The sequence below is a fragment of the Streptomyces sp. NPDC002520 genome (assembly GCF_053595235.1).
On the sequence record NZ_JBSFXG010000038.1, the window covers coordinates 23,219 to 40,650 of the forward strand.

The window sequence follows — 17,432 nt, forward strand, 5'->3', positions numbered from 1 at the left end:
ACTAACGATCCCGTTACTCAGATGGAGGAGAGGTCATGGTTTCCGTAGCGGACAAGGTGGTCCTGGTGACCGGAGGCCGGCGGGGGCTCGGCGCGGCGCTGGTGGACGAGCTGATGGCACGTGGGGCGCGCAAGGTCTACTCGACGGCACGCTCGGCGTACACCGACGAACGGCCGGAGGTGGTCACGGCGGAGCTGGAGGTCCGTTCGGCGGCGTCGGTCGCCGCCCTCGCGGAGGTCGCCACCGATGTCGACATCGTCTTCAACAACGCCGGGATCCTGCTGCCGGCTCCACTGCTGACGGGCGACCTCGACGACGCCACCACGACGTTCGACGTCAACGTCTTCGGGTCGCTGCGGGTGGCACGGGCCTTCGCGCCGATCCTGGCCGCGAACGGCGGGGGCGCGCTGGTGAACATGCACTCGGTGCTGTCCTGGGTCTCCGGCGCCGGCGCCTACGGGGCGTCCAAGGCGGCGGCGTGGTCCGTCACGAACTCGCTCCGCGGGGAACTGGCCGGCCAGAACACCCAGGTCGTCGGCGTGCACGCGGGGTTCATCGACACCGAGATGGTCTCCGCCATGAATCTGCCGAAGGCGACGCCGGCCGACGTGGCCGCGCGGATCGTGGACGGCCTGGAGGCCGGGGCCACGGAGGTGCTCACCGACGACTTCACCGTCGCCACCAAGGCGGCTCTGTCCGGCCCCGTGGAGGGCCTGGCCTTCCCGTACGCCCACTGACATCCCGCGCGACACGCACACGAGGAGGCCGAACGGTCATGCCCCTTTGGACGATTCACCACACGCCCGGAATCTTCACCGGCGAGGAGAAGCACCGCCTCGCCTCCCGCATCACCGACCACTACGAGAAGATCGGGCTGCCCCGGTTCTACGTGGTCACGCTGTTCCACGAGACCCGGCCCGAGGACATGTACGTCGGCGGGGAGCCCACCCCGGCCGGGGTCCGCATCACCATCGACCACATCGCCCGGCACAACCCCGACCAGGAGAGCCGGCGCCGGACCGCTCAGTGGGTCATGGACATACTGCAGCCCCACCTCGAAGGGAAGGCGGGGCTGCACTGGGAGTTCAGTGTGGACGAGACCAGCGAGGATCTCTGGATGATCAACGGGCTCGTGCCGCCGCCCGGAGGCTCCGACACGGAGAAGCTCTGGGCCGAGAACAACGCGGTCTCGCCCTACTGATCACGCCACGAGTGGCGCCGTCGCAGGACGAGCCGCACCGGCGGCTACTTCTTCGCGGTCGCCCACGCGTGCTGCTGCGCCACGTCCGCCTTGACCTCCGTCAGCTGGACGGCGACCGCGCTCGGGGCGGTGCCGCCGCGGCCGTTGCGGGAGGCGAGGGCGCCGGGGACGTTGAGGACGGAGCGGACCTCGGGGGTGAGGTGGGCGGAGATCTTCGCGAACTGCTCGTCCGTGAGCCCGTCCAGCTCCTTGCCCTCGGCCTCGGCCACCTTCACGCACTCGCCGGCGACCTCGTGCGCCACCCGGAACGGCACACCCTGCTTGACCAGCCACTCGGCGATGTCGGTGGCGAGCGAGAAGCCGGCCGGGGCCAGTTCCTCCATGCGCTCGCGGTTGACCGTGAGCGTGGCGATCATGCCGGTGAAGGCGGGGAGCAGCACCTCCAGCTGGTCGCAGGAGTCGAAGACCGGCTCCTTGTCCTCCTGGAGGTCGCGGTTGTAGGCGAGGGGCAGGGCCTTGAGGGTGGCCAGGAGCCCGGTGAGGTTGCCGATGAGGCGGCCGGACTTGCCCCGGGCCAGCTCGGCGATGTCCGGGTTCTTCTTCTGCGGCATGATCGACGAGCCGGTGGAGAACGCGTCGTGCAGGGTCACGAAGGAGAACTCCTTCGTGTTCCAGATGATGATCTCCTCGGAGATCCGGGACAGGTTGACCCCGATCATCGCGGTGATGAAGGCGAACTCGGCGACGAAGTCACGCGAGGCCGTGCCGTCGATGGAGTTGCCGACGCTGCCGTGCTCGAAGCCGAGGTCCTTGGCGACCGCCTCCGGGTCCAGCCCGAGGGAGGAGCCCGCGAGGGCGCCGGAGCCGTAGGGCGACACGGCCGTCCGCTCGTCCCACTGGCGCAGCCGCTCGGCGTCCCGGGACAGGGACTGCACATGGGCCAGGACGTGGTGGGCGAAGAGCACCGGCTGGGCGTGCTGGAGGTGGGTGCGGCCGGGCATGGCCACGTCCGGGTGGCCCTCGGCGAGGCCGATCAGGGCGTCCTGGAGCTCGGCGATCAGGCCGCCGATGATCCGGGCGTGGTCGCGCAGGTACATGCGGAAAAGGGTCGCGACCTGGTCGTTCCTGGACCGGCCGGCGCGCAGCTTGCCACCGAGGTCGGGGCCGAGCCGCTCCAGCAGGCCGCGCTCCAGGGCGGTGTGGACGTCCTCGTCGGCGATGGTGCCGACGAAGGAGCCGTCCGCCACGTCGGCCTCCAGCCGGTCGAGCCCGGCGATCATGCGCTCGAGTTCGTCCGCGGTGAGCAGTCCGGCCTGGTGCAGCACGCGCGCGTGGGCGCGGGAACCGGCGATGTCGTAGGGGGCGAGCCGCCAGTCGAAGTGGACGGACGCGGACAGCTTCGCCAGGGCCTCGGCGGGACCGTCGGCGAAACGGCCGCCCCAGAGCCGTACGTCACCGCTGTTGCTGCTCACTGCGTTGCTCCTCAAAGCTCTTGGTGTGCCACAAGACTCGTGATGTGACACCGCCTCCTCACCTTGGCAGGTGAGGAGGCGGCTGTCAGGCCGATCGTTGCGAGGTGACCCGTGGGAGACCCGTGGGTGCCCCGTCGGGGTTACGCCAGGTCCCGCTTGGCGGCGATCTTCGACGACAGGCTGTAGATGTCGATGAAGCCCTTGGCCGCGGCCTGGTCGAAGCTGTCGCCGGTGTCGTAGGTGGCGAGGTTGAAGTCGTACAGGGACGACTCGGAGCGCCGGCCGGTGACGACGGCGCGGCCGCCGTGCAGGGTCATCCGGATGTCGCCGTTGACGTGCTGGCTGGCCTCGTCGATGAAGCCGTCCAGGGCGCGCTTGAGCGGGGAGAACCACTGGCCGTCGTAGACCAGCTCGCCCCAGCGCTGCTCGACCTGCCGCTTGTAGCGGGCCAGCTCGCGCTCGACGGTGACGTTCTCCAGCTCCTGGTGGGCGGTGATCAGGGCGATCGCGCCCGGAGCCTCGTAGACCTCACGGGACTTGATGCCGACGAGCCGGTCCTCGACCATGTCGATCCGGCCGATGCCCTGGGCGCCGGCGCGCTCGTTGAGCTGCTGGATGGCCTGAAGGACGGAGACGGCCTTGCCGTCGATGGCGACCGGGACGCCGTGCTTGAAGGTGATGACCACCTCGTCGGCCTCGCGGACCTCGGCCGGGTTGGAGGTGTACTCGTAGATGTCCTCGATCGGGGCGTTCCAGATGTCCTCCAGGAAGCCCGTCTCGACCGCGCGCCCGAAGACGTTCTGGTCGATGGAGTACGGGGACTTCTTGGTGGTGGCGATCGGGAGCTGCTTCGCCTCGCAGAAGGCGATCGCCTTGTCACGGGTCATCGCGTAGTCGCGGACCGGGGCGATGCACTTCAGGCCGGGGGCGAGGGCGACGATGCCGGCCTCGAAGCGGACCTGGTCGTTGCCCTTGCCCGTGCAGCCGTGGGCGACGGTCGTGGCGCCGTGCTTCTTGGCGGCGGCGACGAGGTGCTTGACGATCGTCGGCCGGGACAGGGCGGAGACCAGCGGGTAGCGGTCCATGTACAGGGCGTTGGCCTTGATCGCCGGGAGGCAGTACTCGTCGGCGAACTCGTCCTTGGCGTCGGCGACCTCGGCCTCGACGGCGCCGCACGCGAGGGCGCGCTTACGGATGACGTCCAGGTCCTCGCCGCCCTGGCCGACGTCGACCGCAACGGCGATGACCTCGGCGCCCGTCTCCTCGGCGATCCAGCCGATGGCGACGGAGGTGTCCAGACCGCCCGAGTAGGCGAGTACGACGCGCTCGGTCACGGGTTTCTCCTCACAGTGCATTCGCTGACATGCATGAGTATGCAGAACTCTGCATGATTCGTCAATCGAGGCTCGCGAGGGCGGCAGATTCCATGGCGCCGGACACGAGAAATACTTAGACAGCCGAAGGATTTTCGGCGACCATCGTGAGACATGGGAAAGACCTACGAGCGCATCGACGGCAGGCTCCGGACGTTCATCGAGGAGCAGCCCCTCTTCTTCACGGCCACCGCGCCCCTGGCCGGCGACGGCACGGTCAACCTCTCCCCCAAGGGCCTCAAGGGCTCGTTCGCGGTGCTCGACGACCACACCGTGGCCTATCTCGACTTCGCCGGGTCCAACGCGGAGACGATCGCCCACCTGCGGGAGAACGGGCGGATCACCCTGATGTGGTGCGCATTCCAGGGCCCGCCGAACATCGTGCGCGTGCACGGCCGGGGCGAGCCCGTCTTCCGCGACGACCCGCGCTTCCCGGAGCTGGTCGCGCGCTTCCCGGACGTCGACCCGGGCCCGCACGGGCTGCGCGCGGTCATCGTCGTCCACGCCGAGCTGATCCGTGACACCTGCGGGTACGCCGTCCCCTTCATGGCGTACGAGGAGGACCGCGACCTGCACGGGAAGCGCTTCGCGCGCGAGGACGACGTCTCACTGGACGCGTACTTCCACAACAAGGAGCACATCGCGACGAGCCTGGACGGCCTACCCGGGCTGCCGCTCCCGCTCCCGCCCTCTACTGTCTGAGCCGTGCGCCCCGGTGTGGTCGTCGCCCTCGTGTCCGCGTCCTTCTGCGCGCTCGGCCTCGCGCCCGCCGCCGGCTCCGGGCCGTTGCCCGCCCGGATGGCGGACACCGGCGGCGGCACCCAGCTGATCACCGCGCAGGCGCCGGGCACCGACGCCACGTCCGGCACGGTCACCTGGTGGGACCTGCGGGACGGACAGTGGATCCAGGCGGGCACCGCGCCCGCCCGGTTCGGGGCGAAGGGGCTGGTCGAGGGGACCAGGCGCAAGCAGGGGACGAACACGACGCCCACCGGCCTGTACGACCTGCCCTTCGGCTACCGGCCGGTGAAGGAGAGTTCCTGGTGGTGCCAGGACAACAACTCCAGGAAGTACAACCGTTGGGTGGACCCGCTCCCGGCGGGCTGCCGTGCCACCGAGTCCGAGCATCTGATCACGTACCGGGCCCAGTACGCGTACGGGCTCGTCATCGGCTTCAACTACGCGTGGCCGGAGCGGGGGCGCGGTGCCGGGATCTTCCTCCACGTCAACGGGAAGGGGGCGACGGCCGGTTGTGTGTCCGTGCCGAAGGACGCGATGCGGCGGATCCTGCGGTGGGCCGACCCCGGCCGCGACCCGCACATGGCGATCGGGACGGCGCAGGGGGCGACGGCGATCACGCGGTACTGACCACGGCGGTCAGCCGCGCGCCCGGGGCAGCCGTACGGTGAAGGTCGTGGCGCCCGGTGCGCTCGCCAGGTCGACCCGGCCGCCCTGGGCCTCCACCACCGCCGCGACGATCGACAGGCCCAGGCCCGCCCCGCCGCCCGAGCCGTCCGGGCGTCGGCGGTGTTCCGCGCGGGTGAAGCGTTCGAAGACGTGCGGGAGGACGTCCTCGAAGACGCCGGGACCGTCGTCGTGGACCGAGAGGCGGGCCGTACCGTCCTCGGCCTCCAAGGTCACCGTCACCTCGGTGCCCACGGGTGTGTGCAAGCGCGCGTTGGTCAACAGGTTGGCCAACGCCTGGTGGAGGCGATGGGCGTCGCCCGTCACGGTGACCGGCTCCTCCGGCAGGTCCAGGGTCCAGCGGTGGCCGGGGCCCGCGGCGCTCGCGTCCGTGACCGCGTCCAGCACCAGGCGGGTCAGGTCGACCGGGCGGCGCTCCAGGGGACGGCCCGCGTCCAGGCGGGCGAGCAGAAGCAGGTCGTCGACCATCTCCCCCATGCGGGAGGACTCGGCGGCGATGCGCCGCAGGGCACGGCTCACCTCCGCCGGCACCGGGCCCGGGTGCAGCAGGGCCAGTTCGGCGTGGCCGCGGACCGAGGCGACCGGGGTGCGCAGTTCGTGGCTGGCGTCGGCGGCGAAGCGGCGCAGCCGCTCCTCGACGGCGTGGCGCTTGGTCAGCGCGTCCTCGACATGGCCCAGCATGCGGTCGAAGGCCCCCGCCACCTGGCCGACCTCGCTGCGCGGGTCCGCCTCGGGGGCGCGTTCGGGCAGGGCCACCTCTCCGCTGGCCAAGGGCAGTTCGCTGACGCGGGTCGCGGTCGCGGCCACCCGGCTCAGCGGGCGCAGCGACCAGCGGACCCAGAGCGCACCGGCCACCCCGGTCACGACGAGGGCCAGGCCGAAGACGATCCCGGCCACCAGTTCCAGGCGGTGCACGGCGGCCCGCGCCGGCTCCAGCGGCAGGCCGACGACCAGTACGTCCCCGTCCCGGCCCGGAGCGGCGACGACGCGGTAGTCGCCGAGCGCGGACAGCTCGACGGTGCGGGGCCTGCCGTCCACCGGTACGGCCGCGAGCCGCCGCCCGTCCGCGGCCGTCAGGTCGACGTCGAGGTCCGCGGCGGGGTCGCCGGAGCGGATGAGACCCTCGTGGGTGACCGTGCCGCGCACCAGGCGGGCGCCGAAGGTGCCGGTGGCCTGGCGGCGGGTGTCGCCGTACTCGTCGCCGTCGTGGTCGTCCCGGACCCGGCCGTTGTGCTCCAGGCTCTCCGGGAACCGGGTGCCTACCTGGGAGAGCTGCTCGTCCACCCGCTGAGTGAGGAAACCGTTCAGCTCGACGACCGCGGCGAGTCCGACAGCCGCGCAGCTCACGGCGAGGAGGACCACCAGGCCGACGGTGAGACGGGCGCGCAGGGTGCGCGGGGCGCGCGGGCGGGGCAGGGCGCGGGACAGGCGGCGGCGCAGGCGTGCTGCGAAGTTCACAGGACTCACGGGGCTCATCCGGTCACCGGCTTCAGGACGTAGCCGGCGCCGCGCACGGTGTGGATCATGGGTTCGCGGCCCGCGTCCACCTTCTTGCGCAGGTAGGAGATGTACAGCTCGACCACGTGGGCGCGGCCGCCGAAGTCGTAGGACCACACCCGGTCGAGGATCTGGGCCTTGCTGAGGACGCGGCGCGGGTTGCGCATGAGGAAGCGGAGCAGTTCGAACTCGGTCGGCGAGAGCTCGATCAGCTCGCCGGCCCGGGTCACCTCGCGCGCGTCCTCGTCCATCACGAGGTCACCCACGATCAGCCGTGGCCCCTCCTCCGGCCGGCGGGCCATCCCGGCCCGGCGCAGCAGCCCGCGCAGCCGGGCGACGACCTCCTCCAGGCTGAACGGCTTCGTGACGTAGTCGTCACCGCCCGCCGTGATGCCGGCGATGCGGTCCTCGACGGCGTCCCGGGCCGTGAGGAAGAGCACACACACGTCGGGCTTCACCTCGCGCAGCCGGCGCAGCACGGCGAAGCCGTCGGTGTCCGGGAGCATCACGTCGAGCACGACGGCGTCGGGCGCCAGCCCCCGGGCCTCGGTGAGGGCCGAGGCGCCGTCGGCGGCGGCGCGCACCTCCCAGCCCTCGTAGCGCAGGGCTCCGGTGAGCACCTCCGCGAGGTCGGGGTCGTCGTCGACGACGAGGACGCGCAGCGGGGTGCCGTCGGGTCGGGTCAGGGTGGGGTGGCCGGATCGGGTGGTGTTCATCGCGCCTCCCAGCATCGCCCCTGCGGCGAGCGGCGGGCCACGCGGGCACCTCTGAGTTTCCTCTGAGCCGGCTCTGTACGGCGCCCGCTCAGAGCTCGCTCAAAGCTTCGGCACGCACAGTTGCCCCTGGCCGTCGGCGCCCGGGTACGCACGGGTGCCGGCCGGCCGGCGGACGAAGCGACGAGGAAACGTGGGAACGAGGCGAGGCCTGATGACCACCGTGGACGCGGGGCGGGCCGCCCCGCCCCGGACCCGGACCCGGACCGCACGGTCCTCCCTCGCGGGACCGGTGCTGGCCGTGCTGTGGGCGGGAGCGGCGGCCGTGGTCTGGCTGTGGTGGGCGGACACGGGATCCGTGGTCGGTACGGCGGGCTGGCTGACCGGTGCCGGGCGGATCGCCGGGCTGCTGTGCGGGTACGCCTGCGCGGTGCTGGTCGGCCTGATGGCGCGGGTGCCGCTGCTGGAGGCGCGGATCGGCTCGGACCGGGTGGCTCGCTGGCACGCGATGGCCGGCCGGTACACGGTGTGCCTGCTGGTCGCGCACGTCGTGCTGATCCTCACCGGGTACGCCGCCCAGGACCGGGATTCGCTGTGGCACGAGACGGCCACCGTCGTCCTTGACTACCCGGACATGCTCAAGGCCACCGCCGGCACGGTGATCCTCCTCGCGGTCGGCGTCACCTCGGCGCGGGCGGTGCGCCGCCGGACGAGCCACGAGTTCTGGTACTACGTCCACCTCCTCACCTACGCGGCCGTCTTCCTCGCCTTCGGGCACCAGCTGACGCTGGGCGAGCAGTTCAGCGGCAACAGGCCGGCCACCGCCCTCTGGTACACGCTGTACGTCGGCGTGGCCGTCCTGGTGGTGTGGTTCCGGATCCTCGCCCCGGTCCGGCTCAACCGGCGCCACCGACTGCGTGTGGACTCCGTTCACAAGGAGGCTCCGGGTGTCTACTCGGTCGTCGTGCGCGGGCGGCACCTGGACGAGCTGAGGGCGCGGCCTGGGCAGTTCTTCCGCTGGCGGTTCCTGGGCGAGGGCCTGGGCTGGGCCTCGACGCCGTACTCCCTGTCCGCTCCCCCGCGCCCGGACCTGCTGCGGATCACCGTCAAGGCGCTCGGCGACCACAGCGCGGCCGTCCCGCTGCTGCGCCCTGGCACCCGGGTGTGGGCGGAGGGCCCGTACGGCTCCCTGACCTCCGACCGCGCCACCGGTCACCGGGCCCTGCTGATCGCGGCCGGTGTCGGGATCACCCCGCTGCGGGCGCTGTTCGAGACGCTCCCCGGCGAGGTCACCCTGCTCTACCGGGCGCGCACCGCGCGGGACCTGGCGCTGGGCGGCGAGCTGGAGGCGATCGCCCGCCGGCGCGGCGCGCGGGTGCTGTACGCGCTCAACGGGCAGCGGGGAGAACGGCCGGGCATCACGGCCGAGTCGCTGCACGCGGCCTGCCCCGGCCTGGCCGACCACGACGTGTACGTCTGCGGCCCGCACGGCTTCGCCCAGGACGTGTACCGCGCGCTGCGGGCGGCCGGGGTGCCGGACCGCCGTATCCACCACGAGTCGTTCGAACTGTGAGGCCCTGCGTGCACGCGTTGAACAAGAACCGCCCCTTCCGCCGCATCGTGCTGGCGAGTGCGGCCACGGTCTCGGGGATGGTGCTGCTGCTCTCCCTGAAGCCGCACACGAGCCCGGCCCTGGCGGCGGACACGGCCCCGCCCGCACCGAGCAGCAGCGCCGACGCGTCCGGCGCGTCCCCGGGGAAGAGCGGCGGAACGTCGAATTCCGGCACCCGGACCGTCACCGGCGACACCGTGCAGACCCGGTGGGGGCCGGTGCGGGTGCGGGTCACGATCGAGAACGGCAGGCTCACCGACGTCACCGCCCTCGCCCACCCGACGCAGAACCCGCGCGACGAGGAGATCAGCGGCTACGCCCTGCCCCAGTTGCGGCGCGAGGCGCTGGCGGCGCAGAGCGCGCGGATCGACACCGTCTCCGGCGCCACATACACCAGCGACGGCTACCGGCAGTCGCTCCAGTCGGCGCTGGACGCGTCGGGGCGCTGAACACTCGGCGCATGCGACGCGTATCTCTGGGCCAAGGGTCAAGTCCCCACGGAGGAACCGTGACCACCACGCTCGCAGGCGGTCGTGCCGCCCGCCGCCAGACGATGCGCCGCATCCGACCGCGCCGCTCCCCGGCCGTCCCGCTGCTGCTCGCGCTCTGGGCGGGCGCGGCGGCCGTGCTGTGGCTCTGGTGGCACGACACCCCGTCCATCGCCGACGACGACAGCAGGATCCTCAACGCGGGCCGCATCACCGGTCTGCTCGCCGGTTACCTGATGGCGCTGGTCGTGCTCCAGATGGCGCGCGTCCCGGCGCTGGAGCGCCGCGTCGGCTCCGACCGGGTGGCCCGCTGGCACGCCATGAGCGGCCGATACACGCTCTGCCTGGTCGTCGCGCACGTGTTCCTCACCATGTGGGGGTACGCGCTGCAGGCCGGCAGGTCGCTCGGCGACATCGTCCGGCAGACCGTCGACTCCGTCGAGACGCTTCCGGACATGGGCAAGGCCGCCGTCGGCGCGGGCCTGTTGGTGCTCATCGGGGTGACCTCGATCGGCGGGATCCGCCGCCTGCTGCCGTACGACACCTGGTACCACGTCCATGTACTGACGTACGCGGCGGTGTTCCTGACGTTCTGGCACCAGATCAGCTCCGGCAACGACTTCGCGGTGGAACCCTCCGCCAAGACCTTCTGGTACCTGCTGTACGGCTCGGTCACCGCGCTGGTGATCTGGTACCGGATCCTCACCCCGATCCGGCTGAACCTCCGTCACCGGATGCGTGTGGAGGCGGTGATCGAGGAGACGCCGGGCATCGTGTCCGTGCTGATCGGCGGCCGGAAGCTGCACAGGATGGGCGCCGAGGCGGGCCAGTTCTTCCGCTGGCGCTTCCTCGCACCGGGGATGCGGTTCAGCTCGCACCCGTACTCGCTGTCGGCGGCGCCCCGCCCCGGCATGCTGCGGATCACGGTGAAGGCGATCGGCGACCACAGCGCCCGGCTGGGCGATCTCACGCCCGGCACCCGGGTGTGGGCGGAGGGCCCGTACGGCGCGCTCACCGCGCAGCGGCGCAGCCGGGGCAAGGTACTGCTGGTCGCGGGCGGGGTCGGCATCACGCCGATGCGGGCGCTGTTCGAGACGCTGCCCGGGGCGTCCGGTGACATCACCCTGCTGTACCGGGCCAACACCACCCAGGACCTGGCGCTGTGGGACGAGCTGGCCGCGATCGCCGACGAGCGGGGCGCCCGGCTGATGTACGCGGTCAACAGCCCGGACGGCGAGCGTCCGGACATCTCCGCGGAGAACCTCCAGCGGAAGATCCCGGACATCGACCGGCACGATGTCTTCATGTGCGGCCCGCCCGGGTTCGCGCAGACGGTGTACGAGGCACTGCGCGGCGCGGGGGTTCCCGCCCGCCGCATCCATCACGAGTCGTTCGAGATGTGAGCGGAGCTGCAAAGAGATGAGGAAGAGCCACCCCGTTCGGCGCGTCGTGCTGGCCACCGCCGCCACCGTGTCCGGTGTCGTGCTGCTGCTGTCGCTGAAGCCGGCGACGGATCCGGCGGCGGCCTCGGCATCGGGCGCGGCCCCGCAGCGGACCGCGGGAACCCAGGGGGCACAGGGAGCGCCGCAGGGCGGAAAGCAGGACGGGGCGCGGGCCGCCGGCGGCTCCGGCACGGTGACCGGGGACGCGGCCACGACCCAGTACGGGGTCGTGCAGGTGCGCCTGACCGTCGCCGACGGGAAGATCACCAAGGCCGAGGCGGTGCGGGCGCCCAAGGGTGGGACCAGCGACCAGAAGACCGCGCTCGCCGTGCCGAGGCTCAACCGGGAGGCCGTGGACGCCCAGAGCGCGCGGATCGACTCCGTCTCGGGGGCGACGTACACGAGCGCGGGGTACAAGCAGTCGCTGCAGTCGGCGCTGGACAAGATGAAGGCGTCCCCATCGGGCTCGCCCACCGCCTCGTCAGCCTCGTCAGCCTCGTCCGCCTCTGCTTCCTCCGGCTCCTCGCGGCCCCGTACCGTCACCGGAACGGCCGTGCGGACGGAGTACGGCACGGTGCAGGTCCGGATCACGGTCAGCGGCGGCAGGATCACCAGCGCGGCGGCCGTGCAGGCGCCCAAGGGCGGGCTCAGCGACCAGAAGACGGCCCTCGCCGTGCCCCGGCTCAACCAGGAGGCGGTGGCGGCCGGGAGCGCGAACATCGACGCGGTGTCAGGGGCGACGTACACCAGCACCGGCTACAGGCAGTCGCTGCAGTCCGCGCTGGACCGGGCCGGTGACTGACGCGGTGTCCGAGCCGGCCGAGGCTCCCGCCGCGGTGCGGCACGCGGAGGAGGTCATGGGGACCGTCTTCTCCTTCGACGTCCGCGGCGGGCGACCCGATGCGGTGCGCGAGGCGCTGGCGGAGGCGGTCGCGGGCCTGCACCGCGTCGACGCGCTGTTCAGCACCTACCGCGAGGACAGCGAGGTGTCCCGGCTGGCCCGGGGCGAGCTGACGGCTGACCGGTGTGCTCCCGAGGTGGTCGAGGTACTGGAGCTGGCGGCCGAGGCGGAGCGGGTCAGCGAGGGGTGGTTCAGCATCCGCTACCGGGGTTCGCCGGACCCGACAGGGATCGTCAAGGGCTGGTCCGCCGAGCGGGCGGCGCGGCTTCTGGCATCGGTCGACGGGGTGTGCGGTGTGAGCGTGAACGGAGGAGGTGACGTCCAACTGCTGGGCGCGCCGGAGCCGCAGCGGCCGTGGCGGGTCGGGGTGTCCGATCCGCTGCGCCCGGGTGGGCTGGCGGCGGTGGTCTCGGCGGCCGGGGTGGCGGAGCTGTCCGTGGCGACGTCCGGTACCGCGGAGCGCGGGAACCACATCGTGGATCCGCGGACGGGCCGGCCGGCGGTCACGGACCTGGTGGCGGTGACCGTGGTGGGGCCGCGGCTGACGTGGGTGGACTGCTGGGCCACGGCCGCGTTCGCCATGGGGTCGAGAGCGGGGCTGGAGTGGCTGGAGTCCCTGCCGGACGTGGAGGCGTTGCTGATCACGGCCGGGGACGAGGTGCGGTGCACCGGGGGGCTGGCGGCGCGCCTGGGCTGAGGCGAACGGGCCGGGCGCGAGCGGCACTTCCGCACCGCGCGCCCCTTCTCCTTCGATTCATCCCCTTTCACCCAAATTCTGATGAAACATCTACTTTTTCCCCGAACAGCCATCCAAGTCCCGCCCTCAGCCGTATCCCCTGCAGTCCAGCATTCGGGAGGAACGAACATGGCGATCTTCAGCAGTCTCCTGCCCGCCAGGGGCTGGGACTACGGAGACGACTCGTCGCGTCACGACGACGATCGTCACGGGCACCGTCACGACCACGGTGACCACGGCGACCGCGGCGACCACGGCGACCACGGCCACGGCGACCACGGAAACGGCGGTCACGGCGGTCATGGCGGCGGCCACGGCGGTTACTGACCACACCCGAGGCCGGGCGGACCGGAGGCGCGGAGGACGCGGTCCGCCCGGCCACTCCTGCTCGAGGCTCGAGGAACGCAGGCCATGGCGCAGGTCCTTCGGCGTCTGCTGGCGGTCGGCGGGGAATCCGACGTCGTCGCGGCCGCTCCCCCGGTGCCCCCGCGTGAGGTGTTCCGGCGGTTCTGGCCCTACACCCGCGGTGGCCGGCGCTGGCTCGTGCCCGTCGTCCTGTTCAGCCTGATCGGTCCCGTCATCGACGCCGCGGAGATCTGGTTCTTCAAGGTCGTCGTGGACGACGTGCTCGTCCCCCGGGATCTGCGTCCGTTCCTGTGGATCGCACCGGCCTATCTGGGGCTCATCGTCGGCTCCGGCATGGTGGGGGTCACCGACGACCTGCTGTCGACCTGGGTCGGCGAACGCTTCCTGCTCTCGTTGCGCTCCGACGTGTTCCGGCACGTCCAGGGGCTCTCGCTCGGCTTCTTCGAACGCCGGCGGCTCGGGGACCTGCTGTCCCGGGTCACCGGCGATGTCGACGCCGTCGAGACCTTCCTGCTCTCCGGGGTGGCGGACGCCCTGTACTACGTGATCCGTCTCGGCGTCTTCCTGGGCCTGCTGTTCTACCTGAGCTGGGACCTCACCCTGCTCGCGCTCGTCATCGTGCCCTTGTTCTGGGCGGCCGCCCGGCACTTCTCACGGCTGTTCAAGCAGGCCTCGCGGGAGCGCAGGCGGCTCAGCGGCTCGATCAGCGCGATCGCCGAGGAGACGCTGGGCAACGTCGCCCTGGTGCAGGCGTACAACCGGCAGGGGTGGGAGCAGCGCCGGTTCGACAAGGAGAACGCCGGGAGATTCCGGGCGGCGATGGCCTCGGCCCGGATCCGTGCCGTCTACGGTCCCGTCGTCGAGATCATCGAGGTGGCCGGGGGCCTCGCGGTGATGGGCCTGGGCACCTGGAAACTGACGCAGGGACAGCTCACCCTCGGCGGGCTGCTGGTCTTCCTGGCGCTGATCGGCAATCTCTACGGACCGGTCCGCGACCTGTCCCACCTCGGCACCACCTTCTACACGGCCTCCGCCTCCGCCGAGCGGATCATCGAGCTGCTGGACCAGCACCCCGAGGTCGCCGAGGCGCCTCGCGCCCTGCGGATCGGCCGGGCGCGCGGTGACGTGCGGTTCGACGGTGTGTGGTTCGGCTACCCGGGCACGTCGCCCTGGGCGCTTTCGGACGTCTCGTTCCATGTGGCTCCCGGCGAGACGCTGGCCCTGGTCGGGGCCAGCGGGGCGGGCAAGTCCACCGTCGCGAAGCTCCAGTTGCGCTTCTACGACCCGGGCCGGGGAGCGATCCTCCTCGACGGGACCGACCTGCGGGACCTGCGCCTGGCCGACGTGCGCGAGAGCGTCGCGGTGGTGCTTCAGGAGACGCTCGTCTTCCACGGCACCGTGCGGGACAACATCGCCTACGGCCGTCCGGAGGCGACGCAGGCGCAGATCGTGGCGGCGGCGCGCGCGGCGGACGCGCACGAGTTCGTCGAGCGGCTGCCGGAGGGCTACGACACGCTGGTCGGCCAGCGCGGCCGGACGCTGTCCGGCGGACAGTGCCAGCGGCTGGCGATCGCCCGCGCGATGATCAGGGACGCGCCCGTGCTCCTGCTGGACGAGCCGACCACGGGTCTCGACGTCCGCTCGGGCCGGCGGATCATGGAGCCGCTGCGCCGCCTGATGGCCGGGCGGACGACGATCGTGATCTCGCACAACCTGCTGACCGTCCGGGACGCCACGCGCATCGTGGTCCTGGACCGCGGCCGGGTCGTCGAGCAGGGCGACCACGACGACCTGCTCGCGCGCGACGGGACGTACGCCCGGCTGCACCGGCTGAACGGCACGAGCACGAGCACGAGCAGCGCAAAATAGCGCGAACGGTACGAATGGCACCGGACCCCCAGGTAAAGTGCTGTCATGACGGTCCTCGCCCCCGAGGAGGCCCCGCCCCTGGCACCGGGCACCCCACCGGTCCAGGGCTACGAGGTGCTGGCCCATCTGACGCGCACCGGCTGGCTCGACGTCTATGACGCCTGGAGCACGGAACGCGACTGCCGCTGCGTGATCAAGGTGGTGCGGCCCGGCCGGCGCGACGAGCGGCGGCTGGGCGAACGGCTGCTGCGCGAGGGCCGCTGGCTGCGGGACTTCACGCATCCGCACCTGGTCCGCTGCTACGAGACCGTCGCCTCGCCCGAGCCGCTCGTCGTCCTGGAGACGCTGACCGGTGAGACGCTGTCCCACCTGGTGCACCGGCTGCGGCGCCGGCCGGCCGCCGCCGACGTGGCCCTGCTCGGGGTACAGCTGTGTTCCGCGGTGCACTATCTGCACGGCCGGGGCCTGCTGCACCTGGATCTCAAGCCGTCCAACGTGGTGGTGGACCGCGGCCGTGCGAAGGTGCTGGACCTGAGCGTGGCCCGGCCGCCCGGCCCCGCGCCCGCCGGCGTGGGAACGTGCTGCTATCTGTCACCGGAGCAGGCCCGCGGCGGACCGCTCACGGCCGCCGCGGACGTGTGGGGCATCGGCATCACCCTGTTCGAGGTCGCCTGTGGTGATCTGCCCTTCGAGTGCGGCGGGAGCGAGGACGAGCCCGGCACGGCGGCCGAGGCGGACGAGGGCACGGGCGGTCCGGACGACTGGTATCCGCAACTGGAGCAGAGCCCCCCGCCGTTGGCGTCCCTGCGACGCCTGCCGCTCGCCCTCGCCACCGCGGTGGACGGCTGCCTGCGGGCCGACCCGTCGGCCCGTCCGACGGTCACGGAGCTGGCCGCCGCCCTGGAGGCGACACTGCCCGGCGCGTACCGCGCGCCCCACGCCTGAGGCCCCTGCCGGGACCGGGCTCAGGTGGCCTCCGGAGCCTGCACCTGACCGATATGGAGCGGGGCTCGGGCGAGAACGGTGCCGTCGGAGGACGTCAGGCGGACTCCGGTGGCCTTCGCGGGGTCCACCTTGGCGGTCACGCCCCAGCTGCCGTGTCCGTCGCGCAGGGAGAAGTGGCCGACCGCGACGGCCGTACCGTCCTTGTGCTCCAGGAAGCAGCCGACCTTTCCGCTGTACGCGGCGCCGGGGCCGGGGCCGGGGAGAGCGACGGTCACGAACATCCAGCCCGGGTTGCCGGGGCGGGCGTAGATCTCGCCGACCGGTTTGCCGCTCGTGGCCGAGATGAGGTCCCCGAGCAGCACCGGTTCGGTCTCGACGGCGGGGGCGGGCGAGGCCGTGATCGTCTCGACGGCGTCGCTGATCCCCCAGCCGGCGAGCCCGCAGGCGACGGCGAACGCGGCCACGACCGAGGCGAGCCGCAGCCGGGCCCGGTGGGCACGGCCTCGCAGGTCCTGGAGCGCGAGGCCGGACGTGCGGGCGTGCGGGTTCTCGGGCTCGGTCACCTCCTGGACCAGCCTGCGCGCGACCCGGGTCTCGAAACCGTTCGGCGGAGGGCTGTCCGGGAGCAGCCCGATGAGCCGGTCACCGACGAGGGTCAGCTGCTCGACGTACTCCCGGCAGTCCGCGCACCGGTCCAGGTGGGCGACCGCCTCGGCCCGCTCGCGGCCGGACAGCACGCCCAGCGCGAGCTCGGCGCCGATCTCCCGCAGCTTCTCGCAGCTCATGTCATCGGACATGGTCGCCTCGGTTCGGGGACGCGAGTCTGGTGCGCAGTTTGGCCATCGCTGCCCTGATCCTCGTCTTGGCGGTACCCAGCGGGATGTGCTCCAGGTCGGCGATCTGCTGGGCCGTCATTCCATAGATACCCGCCATCACCAGGGCACGCGCCTGTTCCCGCGGCAGCCGCGCCACGGCCTCCCGGAGCTGGGCGGAGGCCTCGTCGGCCAGCGCCCACTGCTCGGGGCTCTCCGTGACGGCGCCGAGCAGCGCCTCGAGGTCCCCGGGTGCCACCGGCTGCGTCCGCCGGGCGCGGACGGCGTCGACCGCGAGGTTGTGCGCGATGGTCGTCAACCAGGTCGTGACCGACCCGCGGCGCGAGTCGTACATCTGCGCGTGACGCCAGGCGCGCTCGAACGTCTGCTGGGCGATGTCCTCGGCGAGCTGCGGATCCCCGACGATGGCCATGGCCACACCGAAGACCCTGTGCTGGAACCTGCGTACGAAGGCGACGGCGATCTCCGGGTCGCCCTCGGACAGCCCGGACAGCAGGGCCTCGTCCGGGAGACGGTCCGCGGGGAACCGGAATCCCGACACACCCCTGTATACGGCCGA

Annotated in this window: 18 protein-coding genes; 12 read left to right on the top strand and 6 right to left on the bottom strand. The window is 72.1% G+C overall.

Annotation, left to right across the window (positions count from 1 at the left end; translation table 11 throughout):
- The first annotated feature begins 35 nt into the window (after positions 1 to 35).
- Positions 36 to 737, top strand: a complete 702-nt coding sequence (locus ACWD5D_RS35980; protein WP_451376998.1) for an SDR family oxidoreductase — start codon at positions 36 to 38, stop codon at positions 735 to 737.
- A gap of 38 nt (positions 738 to 775) precedes the next feature.
- Entirely contained in the window at positions 776 to 1,201 is a 426-nt protein-coding gene (locus ACWD5D_RS35985) for a tautomerase family protein (RefSeq protein ID WP_451376999.1), read from the top strand.
- A gap of 44 nt (positions 1,202 to 1,245) precedes the next feature.
- On the opposite strand, the gene argH is transcribed toward ACWD5D_RS35985, so the two are convergent.
- Together argH and ACWD5D_RS35995 are read right to left on the bottom strand one after the other, a co-directional pair.
- Positions 1,246 to 2,673 carry an argininosuccinate lyase gene (argH, locus tag ACWD5D_RS35990; protein WP_451377000.1) on the bottom strand — a complete coding sequence of 476 codons (1,428 nt, stop codon included), beginning with the start codon at positions 2,671 to 2,673 and terminating at the stop codon, positions 1,246 to 1,248.
- 140 nt (positions 2,674 to 2,813) lie between these two features.
- Positions 2,814 to 4,007: an argininosuccinate synthase gene (locus tag ACWD5D_RS35995; protein WP_451377001.1), complete on the bottom strand. Its 1,194-nt coding sequence runs from the start codon at positions 4,005 to 4,007 to the stop codon at positions 2,814 to 2,816.
- Between the two features lie 153 nt (positions 4,008 to 4,160).
- Here ACWD5D_RS35995 and ACWD5D_RS36000 point away from each other — a divergent pair, with 153 nt between their 5' ends.
- A complete protein-coding gene (locus tag ACWD5D_RS36000; protein ID WP_451377002.1) occupies positions 4,161 to 4,748 on the top strand; it encodes a pyridoxamine 5'-phosphate oxidase family protein in 588 nt (195 codons plus the stop codon).
- Between the two features lie 3 nt (positions 4,749 to 4,751).
- Positions 4,752 to 5,414, top strand: a complete 663-nt coding sequence (locus ACWD5D_RS36005) for a L,D-transpeptidase family protein (protein WP_451377003.1) — start codon at positions 4,752 to 4,754, stop codon at positions 5,412 to 5,414.
- Positions 5,415 to 5,423: 9 nt separating this feature from the next.
- Here ACWD5D_RS36005 and ACWD5D_RS36010 read toward each other — a convergent pair whose 3' ends face one another.
- Both ACWD5D_RS36010 and ACWD5D_RS36015 read right to left on the bottom strand, forming a co-directional pair.
- Complete coding sequence (locus ACWD5D_RS36010) at positions 5,424 to 6,947, bottom strand: sensor histidine kinase (RefSeq protein WP_451377004.1); 1,524 nt, start codon at positions 6,945 to 6,947, stop codon at positions 5,424 to 5,426.
- Entirely contained in the window at positions 6,944 to 7,684 is a 741-nt protein-coding gene (locus ACWD5D_RS36015) for a response regulator transcription factor (protein ID WP_451377005.1), read from the bottom strand. Before ACWD5D_RS36015 ends, ACWD5D_RS36010 begins: the two co-directional genes overlap by 4 nt.
- Before the next feature lie 211 nt (positions 7,685 to 7,895).
- Between ACWD5D_RS36015 and ACWD5D_RS36020 the strand changes: the two genes are divergently transcribed.
- From ACWD5D_RS36020 to ACWD5D_RS36055, 8 genes are all read left to right on the top strand, one after another.
- On the top strand, positions 7,896 to 9,254 hold the full coding sequence (locus tag ACWD5D_RS36020; protein WP_451377006.1) for a ferredoxin reductase family protein: 1,359 nt from the start codon (positions 7,896 to 7,898) through the stop codon (positions 9,252 to 9,254).
- A gap of 8 nt (positions 9,255 to 9,262) precedes the next feature.
- Positions 9,263 to 9,742, top strand: coding sequence for an FMN-binding protein (locus ACWD5D_RS36025; RefSeq protein ID WP_451377007.1), 480 nt, complete (start codon positions 9,263 to 9,265; stop codon positions 9,740 to 9,742).
- A gap of 59 nt (positions 9,743 to 9,801) precedes the next feature.
- Complete coding sequence (locus tag ACWD5D_RS36030; RefSeq protein WP_451377008.1) at positions 9,802 to 11,184, top strand: ferredoxin reductase family protein; 1,383 nt, start codon at positions 9,802 to 9,804, stop codon at positions 11,182 to 11,184.
- A 16-nt stretch (positions 11,185 to 11,200) separates the two neighbouring features.
- Complete coding sequence (locus ACWD5D_RS36035) at positions 11,201 to 12,025, top strand: FMN-binding protein (RefSeq protein ID WP_451377009.1); 825 nt, start codon at positions 11,201 to 11,203, stop codon at positions 12,023 to 12,025.
- Positions 12,026 to 12,080: 55 nt separating this feature from the next.
- Positions 12,081 to 12,821: an FAD:protein FMN transferase gene (locus tag ACWD5D_RS36040; RefSeq protein ID WP_451377054.1), complete on the top strand. Its 741-nt coding sequence runs from the start codon at positions 12,081 to 12,083 to the stop codon at positions 12,819 to 12,821.
- Positions 12,822 to 12,989: 168 nt separating this feature from the next.
- Complete coding sequence (locus ACWD5D_RS36045) at positions 12,990 to 13,187, top strand: hypothetical protein (protein ID WP_451377010.1); 198 nt, start codon at positions 12,990 to 12,992, stop codon at positions 13,185 to 13,187.
- Positions 13,188 to 13,271: 84 nt separating this feature from the next.
- On the top strand, positions 13,272 to 15,095 hold the full coding sequence (locus ACWD5D_RS36050) for an ABC transporter ATP-binding protein (protein WP_451377011.1): 1,824 nt from the start codon (positions 13,272 to 13,274) through the stop codon (positions 15,093 to 15,095).
- A gap of 45 nt (positions 15,096 to 15,140) precedes the next feature.
- Positions 15,141 to 16,040 (top strand): serine/threonine-protein kinase, encoded by a 900-nt coding sequence (locus tag ACWD5D_RS36055; RefSeq protein WP_451377012.1) that lies wholly within the window; start codon positions 15,141 to 15,143, stop codon positions 16,038 to 16,040.
- Between the two features lie 20 nt (positions 16,041 to 16,060).
- On the opposite strand, the gene ACWD5D_RS36060 is transcribed toward ACWD5D_RS36055, so the two are convergent.
- Positions 16,061 to 16,837, bottom strand: coding sequence for a hypothetical protein (locus tag ACWD5D_RS36060; protein WP_451377013.1), 777 nt, complete (start codon positions 16,835 to 16,837; stop codon positions 16,061 to 16,063).
- Entirely contained in the window at positions 16,827 to 17,414 is a 588-nt protein-coding gene (locus tag ACWD5D_RS36065) for an RNA polymerase sigma factor (protein ID WP_451377014.1), read from the bottom strand. The genes ACWD5D_RS36060 and ACWD5D_RS36065 overlap by 11 nt, the downstream gene beginning before the upstream one ends.
- Positions 17,415 to 17,432 lie beyond the last annotated feature (18 nt).

Coding starts and splice junctions, on each gene's coding strand:
- ACWD5D_RS35980 (WP_451376998.1), top strand. CDS start 36: ATGGTTTCCGTAGCGGACAAGGTGGTCCTGGTGACCGGAGGCCGGCGG.
- ACWD5D_RS35985 (WP_451376999.1), top strand. CDS start 776: ATGCCCCTTTGGACGATTCACCACACGCCCGGAATCTTCACCGGCGAG.
- ACWD5D_RS36000 (WP_451377002.1), top strand. CDS start 4,161: ATGGGAAAGACCTACGAGCGCATCGACGGCAGGCTCCGGACGTTCATC.
- ACWD5D_RS36010 (WP_451377004.1), bottom strand. CDS start 6,947: ATGAGCCCCGTGAGTCCTGTGAACTTCGCAGCACGCCTGCGCCGCCGC.
- ACWD5D_RS36015 (WP_451377005.1), bottom strand. CDS start 7,684: ATGAACACCACCCGATCCGGCCACCCCACCCTGACCCGACCCGACGGC.
- ACWD5D_RS36020 (WP_451377006.1), top strand. CDS start 7,896: ATGACCACCGTGGACGCGGGGCGGGCCGCCCCGCCCCGGACCCGGACC.
- ACWD5D_RS36035 (WP_451377009.1), top strand. CDS start 11,201: ATGAGGAAGAGCCACCCCGTTCGGCGCGTCGTGCTGGCCACCGCCGCC.
- ACWD5D_RS36040 (WP_451377054.1), top strand. CDS start 12,081: ATGGGGACCGTCTTCTCCTTCGACGTCCGCGGCGGGCGACCCGATGCG.
- ACWD5D_RS36045 (WP_451377010.1), top strand. CDS start 12,990: ATGGCGATCTTCAGCAGTCTCCTGCCCGCCAGGGGCTGGGACTACGGA.
- ACWD5D_RS36050 (WP_451377011.1), top strand. CDS start 13,272: ATGGCGCAGGTCCTTCGGCGTCTGCTGGCGGTCGGCGGGGAATCCGAC.
- ACWD5D_RS36055 (WP_451377012.1), top strand. CDS start 15,141: ATGACGGTCCTCGCCCCCGAGGAGGCCCCGCCCCTGGCACCGGGCACC.
- ACWD5D_RS36060 (WP_451377013.1), bottom strand. CDS start 16,837: ATGTCCGATGACATGAGCTGCGAGAAGCTGCGGGAGATCGGCGCCGAG.